Here is a 10622-nt window from a genome sequence, read left to right as displayed (position 1 = left end):
GGCCGCCTCACCGCCATCCGAGCGTAGGCCGATCAGCCCACCGAAGAACCTGTAGGCCAAACAGACGAACCACACCTGATTCCTGATAGACCCCCACCGGCACCACAGACCTCGACTGAACGGCCCTGTCCGGTCCAGCCGACACGATCGCCCTCGACCTGGTGAACACCCGGCCGCCTCGCCGCCTCCGGGAGCCTTGGTGATAGCGCCGTCGACAGCGATCCGGTCGAGGATGAGACCGACGATGCGGTCGTAGGAGTCGAGTGCGATCTGCTTGAGCCCGGCGAAGACACCCCGTTGTATCCACTCGTCGCGGCGGCTGCGGATAGTCGTGGCAGAGCACGTTGTGTCGGCGATTGCCTCGTAAGAACAGCTGAAGCGCAGCAGTTGCAGCATCTTGTCGAAGATGATCCGGTCGCTGATGCGCCTACGGTGACAGCCGAGTGGATGGTCCGGGTGGTACTTGGGCCGCGCGGGCAGCAGGACCGCGAATTGTTCCCAGAGCGGTTCGGTGAGCCATGACGGCAGAACGGGCACAGGTCTCCTCAGCAATCACAGAGCGTCTCAACCCCATGATCACCAGGACTTGAGCCCCTCGCGCTGCCGGCGGTTCCAACCGTGCCTATCCGGCCGAAGGGTCCTGTGCCGCCGGGCCCGGCACCGAGCACGCCCGGCCCCTTCGTGCGATGCAAGGGCAGCCGGATCACACCCGAGTCCTCTCGTCCGCCGGCTCCGGTCCGGCGTCCGGGGCCGTACGGCCGGACACCACCGCCCGATCCGACTCGGGCCCACACTTCGCGCACCAGGTCACCCACCCACCGGGCGTGCGCGTGACGACGCCCTGGCGCGGCGCCACGTAGATGCTGCACTCGCGATTCGCGCACGCGCCACCGAACCTGTTCGCCGTGCTCATCCGACCACTCCCGTCGCCGACGTCCATCCGATTCACCTCCGGACATCCTCGTGTGGAGGCGGGCCCGGGCCCGCACAGACACTCGGTCGATCTGCGCCACCGTTTCATCGGTGGTCGCCGACATGCCGACCGACCGCTCCCTCACCCAGCACCGCGTCCCGCAGAGCGCGGGCGGACGCCGCGCCGATACGCATCCGTTCCCTCAACGCCTGCGCCGTCACCTCACGTCCCTGCGCGGTCAGCTCCGCGGCGACCGCCCGGGCCTGTTCGATCAACTCCTGGTCGGTGCGGCGTGGGGGCCTGGGCGCGAACCGCGGCCTTCTTCGTCTCGTGGTCCGGCGTGCCGGTTGTTCGGGAATCGGCGTCGGAGGCGTCGCGGTCGGCAACTGCCCAGGGTCGTCCTGCGGAGCCGGGTAATCCAACCGACCACTGTTCAAGGCGTGCGCCACGGCATCGCCGAGTTCGAGCGTCCGGCTCTCGGCGACGGCCGCGCGTGCGGCCACTTCCATGAGCGCGGCCGCACCGATCGCGGGACGCGGCCCTCGCACCGTGCACGACCCGGGCGCGTCGATTCCGTGAGGCCCGTGTAGGACGCCGGACCGGCCTGCACCTTCGACGTCGGGGTGTCGCGGCCGGGTCACGCTCGTGTGCGTCGTGTTCCGGCGAGGCGGTCGCCGACCAGGAGTGTGCCGGCCTGTTTGACGTGTTGCAGCACGGGGACGACCTCCATGCTCTGCAGGCCCGCCAGGGACCCGATGCGGTCCGTGGTGAACTCGAACAGGTCGTCGAGGTCCCGGCAGTGCGCGACGGCGTGGATGTTGCAGGGCCCGGACACCGCCGCGGCGAACGCGATCTCGGGTTCGCGGGCGAGGGCGCGTCCGACGTCCTTGACCGCCGACGGATGCACGCGCAACCACAGGTGCGCCTGGGCGTGACGGCCGAGCGCGGCGGCGGCGATCTCGACGTCGATGTGCACGACGCGGCGCCGGAGCAGCGCCCGGAGGCGGCGGGAGACCCGTCCCGGAGTGGAGTCGGCCGCCGCGGCGAGATCGACGAGCCCGGCGCGACCGTCCGCCGCGAGAGCGTCGAGGATCCGCTCCTCCTCCGCCGTCAAACGCACCGGCTCGCGTGTGAGGACCGGGGCCTCCACGAACGCGGAATCCGTGCCCCCGAGCCACGCCTCCTGCTCCGGGGACAGGACGCCCCGCAGGGCGTCCCACTGGCTGCGGCCGCCCAGGAACACCCGCAGCAGGGCGAAGACCTCGATGTCCAGCACCGCCGCGGTCCGCGGAAGACGTCGACCCAACAGATCCTCGCGCTGCTCGCGCGTGCGGGACTGCGTCGCGCAGGTGATCTCGCAGCCCGTCGCGCTCAGCACCACCCAGTTGACGTCCTCGCGCCCGGCGAGCGCGTCGGCGATCGCCGAGACGCCGCCGGGACGGCAACGCAGTCGCACCAGCCACCTGCTCTGCCCCAACGCCCCCGGATCGACCACGCCCGCGACGCGAATGACCCCTTCGGCGCACAGCCGCCGGTAACGACGCTTGACGGAGCCCTCCGGCAGCCCCAGCACGCCCGCCAGCGCGGCGAACGAGGCCCGCGGAGCGACCTGCAACGCACGAATGATTCGCACGTCGTCGGGCTGCACACCACCGAATTCACACACCGACACATCCACCATGAAAAGAATCCTACGGATCAGGCTCCCAGATGCGCTCCGGCAACGGCGCGCCGGACACACTTGCACGGCACCGGAGACACGGCCGACGGCACCCTCGCCCGCAGTACTCCGGCGCGGGGTGGCCCACCGCCACACCGGCCCCGCCACCCGACGACGCCCGCCCGAAGGGCCGTTCCCCCACCCCTACGACACCAAAGGATCGCGACCATGCCGCTCGTCGCCATCGAGGAACACTGGATCATGCCGGACGTGACGTCCGCGCTGCGCGCCGCGCCACACCCCGACGAAAGCCTCGCCTTCAACGAACTGGGCGACAACCGCGAGCGCCTGGAGGACCTGGCGGCCGGTCGCATCGCCACCATGGACGCCCAGGGCATCGACCTGTCGATCCTGTCCCTCGCCCCACCCGGAACCCACCCGCTGCCGGCCGACGCGGCGCTGCGGCTGAGCCGCGCCGCGAACGACGCCGCCACCGCGGCCGTCTCCCGGAACCCGACCCGCTTCCGATCCCTGTCCACCCTGCCCATGTCGTCGCCGAAGCACGTCGCGGGCGAACTCGAACGAGCCGCCGCCATGGGACACGTGGGCACCATGGTCCACGGCCGCGCGGGAGAATTGTTCCTCGACGACCCCGCCTACGACGACTTCCTCGCCACCGCGGCGGTACTTCGCCAACCGGTGTTCATCCACCCCCAACTGCCGGCGACCGCCGTTCGCGAGGCCTATCGAGGCTTCGATCCCGCCACGGACCTCGCCCTGGCCACCTACGGCTGGGGCTGGCACCTGGACGCCGGAACGGCGGCGCTGCGCCTGATCCTGCGCGGCACGTTCGACCGCCATCCCGACCTTCGGATCGTGCTCGGTCACTGGGGCGAGATGCTCCCGTTCTGGCTGGACCGGGCCGACCTCCTCTCCCGAACCGCCGGACTCCGGCGCCCGGTGTCCGACTACATACGGACGAACTTCCACATCACCGCGTCCGGCATGCTCAATCCGGCACTGCTGCACCACACCCTGTCGGTCACCACCGTCGACCGGTTGCTCTTCTCCACCGACTACCCCTACCAACGGCCGACCAGGCAGGACATCGACTCCTTCCTCACCCACTTCCCCACCGAGGCCCAACGTCGCCAGTTCTCCTCGACCAACGCGACCTCCCTGTTCCGCATCGACCTTTCGACCTCGACCCGACAGCAGCCGTAGCCGCGGCACCGCCGAACCGGACCGATGTCCTGTCGAAGTGCATCTGTCAGATGGCGAGCCGCTGACCTGGTGGGCCGTCACGTCGATTGAGAACGCTGGCCCTCAGCGTTCTCAACGGACATGGCTTTCACGGAAATACGAAGTACGTGGCTCTGTATGCGAGAAGGGTGTTCTGGCACACGTTCCGTGAGAGCGGTGGACGAGTTTCTTCTGATCGGCAGACTGGAGCGATGCGGATGGAGAGCGTCGCCAGGATTCAGGCAGTCCGGCTCGCTGTGACGGTCGGTGCAATCGTCGTCGCTCCGGTTCTGTTGATGGCTGGGGCCCCGTTGCGTCACCGCATGTTGCGTCGCTACCACCGCGAGGACGGTCCGGGGCTCGTGAGCAAAGAGGACGATCGGGTGAGCCCGGGGTACTTCGTCGTCACCAACGTGGTAGTTCGAGCTCTCTGCCGACCGTCTGATTACATACTGCAACGTCGTCTTGCTACTTGCGCAGGCCGTCATCGGGCGGCGGGTGAGAAGTACCCGTTTACGCAGGATCGGAAGCTTGGCGCGGCCGAACATCTGGCGTTTGACCATTTCGATGCGGTTGGCGCGGCCTTCGACGGGACCGGAGCATCAATGTCAGTGCTCTGCGATAGACACTCCGGCAGTAGCGTGAACGCGACTGCGGAAGAGGGCCCCACCATGGCAGACAACGCAATCTCAGATACCACACCGGGAGAAAACGTGACGGATCCGGTACCCGGGCTGACCGGGCGCATCGGCGTCGTCGGCGGTATCGAGTCGCTGGTCCTCGATGGCCGCCGCCTGTGGTTCGGCTTCGATTTCACCTCCGACCAGGTGCTCTCCCCCTTGATCGACGACGCAGGAGCCATGGCGCGGTACGCCACACGGCACATGCGTCAGCGCACGGGTGCCCACGACGAGTCCTACTGGGCCCAGCTCGTCCAGGCCGCCGTGGAGAACTCAGATCTGGTGCGGTATGACGAGCAGCGCACCTTCACCACGCAATCACTGGAAGCAGGGGATGCCGGCCCCGCACACGGGCACCTGCTCTACCTCCTCGACGCGGCAACGGAGGACCCTGCTGACGGCGACCCCGTCCACACCGGGACCGGATCCCAGGAGCCGGCCACGCGGTCCGGCCTCCGGCCCGACGAAGTGACCCCCGATGACGAGGACGGGGAGCTGGGGACGGCACTGGCCCGGACCACGGTCGGCAACTGGTCGCTGCTGTTCGCGCCGTACGCCCGCAGCGCACAAACCGCCTGACCGCCGGCTCGGACCCGGCGCTGTATCAGCCTGCGGATCTCCGTAGACGTAGTTTCGGCGTTCGACGCGCCACCACCAGTCGGCCGCCCGTCGCGCAACTGGCGCCGGGCGGCCCAGCCACACCGGGCCGATGGCTGGACACAGGGCGACCACTACGTACGCCTTCCCGAACGCGGGCACGTCGGCCGCGGTGACGTCCAGGCGCAGTCACACGAAGAGCAGCGGGTGACGCCACGCCCCGGCGCTCGCGGGTGCATCGCCACGCTTCCCCTGGCCGGCGAACTCCCGGAGTCGAATCCTCTGCCCGCCCCAGACGGCCGTCCAGTGGCGACGTACGGCCTCAACTCCCCGGAGCCGTAGGCCGCTGTCGCGTGTGTCTCCATCGAGTCGACCTTCGCGACCGCCCGTCCGCGGACCAAGGTCACCAAGGGCGCCGGATCCCGAGCCGGAGCCTCGGCCATGGTCTTCAAGATCGTCTAGTCCGCTCGGGCCGGCTGGCCACGGACGGCCGAGAATCGCGTCGCTGCCGGGCGTCGAGCGCGTGGGCTCAGACGGGGAGTCGGACCGCAGCGTCCGTGCCGATGCGAGCCGCCACCAACTGCTGGAAATGGGCACACTGGGGAAAGTCCTCGTGGTCGCAGCCAAGGGCACATTCGATCATTCCCAGAGACGCCCGCGCGGCCGCAATACGGGAGCGAAGCGCCTCGGCTTCTTCGCGCAGGATGTCCCTGCGCCCGGCGGGATCTGCGGTAGCGACCAGAGAGCGGATCGTGTCGAGGGAGAGTCCTGCCTCCTTGGCGCGCACGATGATGGCGACTCGTGTGAGGTCGGCGAGCCCATAGCGGCGGCGTCCAGCGGCGTCACGGGCGGGCGTGAGCAGCCCCATCGCCTCCCAGTGACGCAGGACGTGCGCAGCCAGGCCGAAGCGTTCGGCGAGGGTGCCGATTCCCATCGGCTCGCGCTCACCGCCAACAGAGGTCGTGTGCTCGCTTGACTTCATGCCGACATTAAGTCGCAGCCTGGCGCTCATGACCAAAGAAACGGAACAAACGCGCCAGTTGCCGGGCGACCTCATCACGCTGCTCGATGCCGCCGAACGGCTGCCGGGCGCCGACGAACTGCGGGCCCGCTCCTACGATTTGCTCGGCGTCGGACCCGGAATGTCCGCCGTGGACGTGGGCTGCGGCCCCGGACGGGCCGTTGCAGAACTGACCGAACGGGGTGTGAAGGCGGTCGGCGTAGACCCCAGCGAGCGGATGATCTCGGTCGCCCGCGGCCGGTGGCCCGAGGCGGACTTCCGGATAGCGGGAGCGTACGAACTGGCGCTGGCGGACTCCTCCGTGGACGGCTACCGCGCGGACAAGGTGTTCCACGAACTGGCCGAACCCGAGCGGGCGTTGACAGAGGCCCGCAGGGTTCTCAGGCCAGGAGGGCGAATCACGCTGCTCGGCCAGGACTGGGACACCATCGTCATCGATTCCGACGATCCGGCCCTCACCCGCAGCATCGTGCACGCCCGCGCGGACCTGACCGCTGGCCCGCGCGCCGCCCGCCAATACCGCAACCTGCTCCTGGATGCCGGCTTCGACGACATGACGGTCGAGGTGCACACCGGCGTGTTCACCGGACCGGCAATGTTGCCCTTGCTCGCCGGACTGGCCGAAGGAGCCCGCTCCACCGGCGCCATCACGAACGAGCAGTCGGACAGCTGGATCGCTGAGCAGCGTGTGCGGGCCGAGGCCGACCGGCTCTTCCTGGCGCTGCCGATGTTCATGGCCGCGGCGACGGCACCACGGTAGGACGGCGACCACACGGTCAGGCACGAGTCGGAGTCCCTGCGTCCAGGCCCGCGCCGCGAGCCGATTGGCCACGCCACGTCCACTGCACGCAACCCTTGCCGAGTGATGCCTCGCGCGGCGTCCCATCAGCTGTAGTCACCGTTCCGGGTTCACCGCCTGTGCGCGGTGAACCCGGAGCGCCCAAGAGGTGGCCCGCATCGCGGGCGACGCTGCAGGTACTGACGAGCGGGCCGCCGTAGAAGTCCCACTGCTGCCGGCACGGGGTGCGGGGCGGAGTGGGTGTACGCCGCCTTCGCCACGTCACGGCACACGCCGTCGGCGACGAGCGTCGCCGAGGATCAGGCCGCCACTCCAACAGGACACGTCAATGCGGCTGCAGCCGGTGGTGGGACAGCGGTCGGGACATGTCCGGGACAGGGCGAACCCCTGGTCACTCCCAGCGGTGAACGTCCAGAGTGAGCTGCAGCCAGAAGGGATACAACGGTACAACCGACGTTCACCGGTGTGTTCAAGGTTGTTCCGTACTGCCAGAAGGAGACTTTCACCATGCGTAAACGCACTGCCGTTCTTGGTGCTTTCGGCGCCGCCGCTGTCGCGCTGTCCGTCTCGACCAGTGCCCAGGCCGCCACGTGGACGCCCACAGAGGCCACCAAGTACGCCAACATCCGAGAGTGCTACCGCGCTACTTGCGCGTCGACAGGCGTCATCTTCCCGGACATGCCCGTCTGGTGGTCGCACTATGCGTACAACGATGCGGGCAACAAGTGGTACTACGTCAGAAACGACAACGGCAATACGGGCTGGGTGTACTGCGGGAACGTCACCGCAGGCTGTTGAGGGCCCGCCGATGGCTGTGTGACGGCTCGGGCGCCAGAACGACCCCGCACGTGCCTGTACGGGGCCGTTCTGTTCGCGGGATTGGGGCGACTGGAGATCGTCTTCGGCGGGGTGCTCGGTGACGTGACGCTGTAGTGACACATCGCACCCTGCGCCAGATCGACCGTGCGGCGGTGCAGGCCCAACACTGCTTGCGCTCCGGAACCGGACTGCGGCCGGGTCTCCCAGCCCGGGCACGTCGCGGACCCGTCGGCGTCGGCATACCACCCCTGCTCGGCGGCCAAGGGGAGGCGCTGTCGCACGGTCATGCCTGCGGCGTGGAGGGGGGAGTCAGCCCCACGCGCCGAGGGTGAACTCGGCGATCACTACCGAGAGCAGGAATGAAGCGGTGATCGCGACGAGCCCAACCGGGATGATTTTCCAGCCGATGTGGCGCAGCAACGGGAGATCCTTGCCCAGCGACAGTCCCGCGAGGGTCAGCATGATCGTGGCGATGGACAGAAAGTCCACCGAGCCGACCAGACTGTTGAGGCTGCCGGAGGCGAAGAACCACGGGCTGGACACGTACGCGCCCACCGTGGTGATCCACACAATCGCGGAGATCTTCCGGCTGACCTTGGCGAGGAACAGACCGAGCAGCACCAGGCCCAGCAGCACGGCATAGCCGCCGACGATGTCCCAGCCGATCGTGCCGGCCGCGACGGAGGCGGTGCCGAGGCCGAGCACCGTCAGGACGCCGAGCGAAAGCCAGAACGGGATCCTGATCTCGCCCGAGGCGGCGGCGACTTCCTCCCGGAAGGCGCGGTTCGCGGCGTCGTCCGTCGGGCCGTCCGGGGCGGAGAGGGCGTCGGGCGTCGTCGTCTCCGCCGCGCGGGTGTCCTGACGGCGGGTGAGGACGCGGTAGAACCGGTCCGCCAGCGGCAGTGCTACGTAGATGCCCACGTAGACCCCGAGGATGGTGGTGATGAGGTTCGACACCGCCGCCATGCCGAGGATGGCTTCCTCGTGTCCCGGGTAAGCGGCCACGATGCTGGCCGAGGACGCGGCCATCATCGATCCCGAGCCGACGCCGGCGCCCATGGCGAGGGCCAGTGGGTCGAAGATGTTCCAGTTCGACACCAGCGAGGTCAGGAGCGTGATGAACACCGCTCCGAACATCGTGCCGAACACATACATGGCCAGGACGCCGCGGTACTGGTCGGAGTCCGGCCCGTACTTCTCCGAGACCATCGCGAAGGATGGCTCGCGGTCCAGCGAGAAGGTGGCTCCGACCCTGGCCTTGCCCAAGCGCAGTACGACGGCGAGCGGCAGGGCCACGGCCACCGTGCCCAGTAGATGGCCGATCTCCTGGAGCAGCAGCGCGGGCCCGGCCTTGACGAGCGTCGGCAGGCTGGGGCCGATGTTGAAGGCGAGCCGGGCGACCAGGAGCATCACGGCCACGCCGACGAGCGCGGACGCCACTTTCTGGAGACGGATGCCGAGGGGGCGGACCTTCTGGACCGACACCAGCAGGCCCAGGATCAGACCCCACACCATGGGGAAGACGATGACGGAGCCGACGCCCAGGTCGATGTCGAGCTGCCCGACGGCCTGCACGACCAGGGCGATGACCAGGGCGAGGGCGGCGATCGGCAGGGTCTGACGCGACCCGGCGACGCGGTCCTTGGCCGCGGTGGTGAGGCTGCTCATGTCGACACCGCCTCCTTACGGACGTCACGGCGGTAGGCCGCGGCGATGAAACGGTGCCGGTGCTCGGCGTTGCCCGCCGCGTCGACGACGGTCCAGGCGAGGGCACGGGCCGCCTCGAACATCATGTCGTACGCCACGGATGTGTCGGCGACGGCCGCGAAGGCGTGGGAGTGAATGGGCACGTCGACTTCCGGGATGCTCAGCCACGGATGCAGGCTGGGGATGACCTGGCTGACGTTGCCCATGTCGGTCGAACCGCCGGCGAGCCGGTCACCGGAGGTGACGTCCCGCCCGAAGGCAGCCATGGCCGACGTCCAGAAGCCCGCCAGCGCGTCGTCCTGCACGAGCGGCTCGTAGAGCGGCTCGGTGGCCTCTACGGTCAGCTCGGCGCCGGTCGCCAGGGCCGCACCCTCGAAACACCGCCGGACACGCTTCAGCAGCGTCTCGTACTCGGGCAGGGTGAATGCCCGGCACTCGAAGTCGACGACGGCCCGCTCGGGGATGATGTTGGTGGCGACGCCGCCTTCGGAGACGAACAGCGCCACCCGCTGGTCGCCCGGCAGTTGCTGGCGCAGCAGCCCGACGGCCACCTGGGAGAGCGTGGCGGCGTCGGCGGCGTTCACGCCCTGGTGGGGTGCGGCTGCGGCGTGCGCAGCACATCCCCGGAACACGGCCCGGTACCGGCCGACCGCCTGCGCGGTGCTCCCGGCGGGGTTGTAGCCGATCCCGTCCTGTACCGGGTGGACCATCAGGGCCAGGCCCACTCCGTCGAACGCGCCGGCCTCCAGCAGCAGTGCCTTGCCGCCGCCGTGCTCCTCGGCCGGGGTGCCTATCGCCTTCAGCGTGATGCCGAGTTCGTCGACGTACGGGGCCAGGGCCAGCGCGGCGGCCACCGAGGCGCCGGCGATGAGGTTGTGGCCGCAGGCATGACCGACCTCGGGCAGCGCGTCGTACTCGACACAGAGCGCGACCGTCAGCTCGCCGCTGCCCGCGGTGGCGGTGAACGCGGTCGGCAGACCTCCCGTGCCGCGCTCGACCGTGAACCCGCCCTCGGTGAGCAGTTCGGTGATCGCCGCTGCGGACTCGGTTTCCTGGAAGGCGACTTCGGGACGCGCGTGCAGGGCGCGTGCCAGCCTGAGCACGCGGTCCTGCCAGTCCGACACACCCGTGGAGGTGTCGGACTTGAGCCGGCTGCCGGAGCCGGCGGGATTCTTCGTGGCCAC

At 69.2% G+C, this 10622-nt stretch carries 9 protein-coding genes and 1 pseudogene; 4 read left to right on the top strand and 6 right to left on the bottom strand.

Annotation, left to right across the window (positions count from 1 at the left end):
- Window positions 1-159: 159 nt before the first annotated feature.
- From ABZY11_RS28720 to ABZY11_RS28710, 3 genes and pseudogenes are all read right to left on the bottom strand, one after another.
- Window positions 160-537, bottom strand: a pseudogene (locus ABZY11_RS28720) (transposase); the annotation flags it as partial.
- A 480-nt stretch (window positions 538-1017) separates the two neighbouring features.
- On the bottom strand, window positions 1018-1188 hold the full coding sequence (locus ABZY11_RS28715) for a hypothetical protein (RefSeq protein WP_356481915.1): 171 nt from the start codon (window positions 1186-1188) through the stop codon (window positions 1018-1020).
- A gap of 362 nt (window positions 1189-1550) precedes the next feature.
- A complete protein-coding gene (locus ABZY11_RS28710) occupies window positions 1551-2594 on the bottom strand; it encodes an Lrp/AsnC family transcriptional regulator (RefSeq protein WP_356481914.1) in 1044 nt (347 codons plus the stop codon).
- A 207-nt stretch (window positions 2595-2801) separates the two neighbouring features.
- On the opposite strand from ABZY11_RS28710, the gene ABZY11_RS28705 reads away from it, so the two are divergent.
- Window positions 2802-3797 carry an amidohydrolase family protein gene (locus tag ABZY11_RS28705; RefSeq protein ID WP_259929973.1) on the top strand — a complete coding sequence of 332 codons (996 nt, stop codon included), beginning with the start codon at window positions 2802-2804 and terminating at the stop codon, window positions 3795-3797.
- 731 nt (window positions 3798-4528) lie between these two features.
- Entirely contained in the window at window positions 4529-5074 is a 546-nt protein-coding gene (locus tag ABZY11_RS28700; RefSeq protein ID WP_356481913.1) for a hypothetical protein, read from the top strand.
- Window positions 5075-5621: 547 nt separating this feature from the next.
- On the opposite strand, the gene ABZY11_RS28695 is transcribed toward ABZY11_RS28700, so the two are convergent.
- Window positions 5622-6026 (bottom strand): MerR family transcriptional regulator, encoded by a 405-nt coding sequence (locus ABZY11_RS28695; RefSeq protein ID WP_356481912.1) that lies wholly within the window; start codon window positions 6024-6026, stop codon window positions 5622-5624.
- 76 nt (window positions 6027-6102) lie between these two features.
- On the opposite strand from ABZY11_RS28695, the gene ABZY11_RS28690 reads away from it, so the two are divergent.
- On the top strand, window positions 6103-6873 hold the full coding sequence (locus tag ABZY11_RS28690) for a methyltransferase domain-containing protein (RefSeq protein ID WP_356481917.1): 771 nt from the start codon (window positions 6103-6105) through the stop codon (window positions 6871-6873).
- 546 nt (window positions 6874-7419) lie between these two features.
- Window positions 7420-7710 (top strand): hypothetical protein, encoded by a 291-nt coding sequence (locus ABZY11_RS28685; RefSeq protein ID WP_356481911.1) that lies wholly within the window; start codon window positions 7420-7422, stop codon window positions 7708-7710.
- A gap of 330 nt (window positions 7711-8040) precedes the next feature.
- Here the strand turns inward: ABZY11_RS28685 and ABZY11_RS28680 are convergent, their stop codons facing one another.
- Together ABZY11_RS28680 and ABZY11_RS28675 are read right to left on the bottom strand one after the other, a co-directional pair.
- Entirely contained in the window at window positions 8041-9399 is a 1359-nt protein-coding gene (locus ABZY11_RS28680; RefSeq protein ID WP_356481910.1) for a DUF3100 domain-containing protein, read from the bottom strand.
- The gene (locus tag ABZY11_RS28675) at window positions 9396-10622 is read right to left on the bottom strand and encodes an amidohydrolase (protein ID WP_356481909.1); all 1227 of its coding nucleotides are present in this window, start codon (window positions 10620-10622) and stop codon (window positions 9396-9398) included. Before ABZY11_RS28675 ends, ABZY11_RS28680 begins: the two co-directional genes overlap by 4 nt.

The sequence above is a fragment of the Streptomyces sp. NPDC006510 genome (assembly GCF_040611955.1).
Lineage (GTDB): Bacteria > Actinomycetota > Actinomycetes > Streptomycetales > Streptomycetaceae > Streptomyces.
This window is presented reverse-complemented; position numbering and strand designations above follow the sequence as displayed.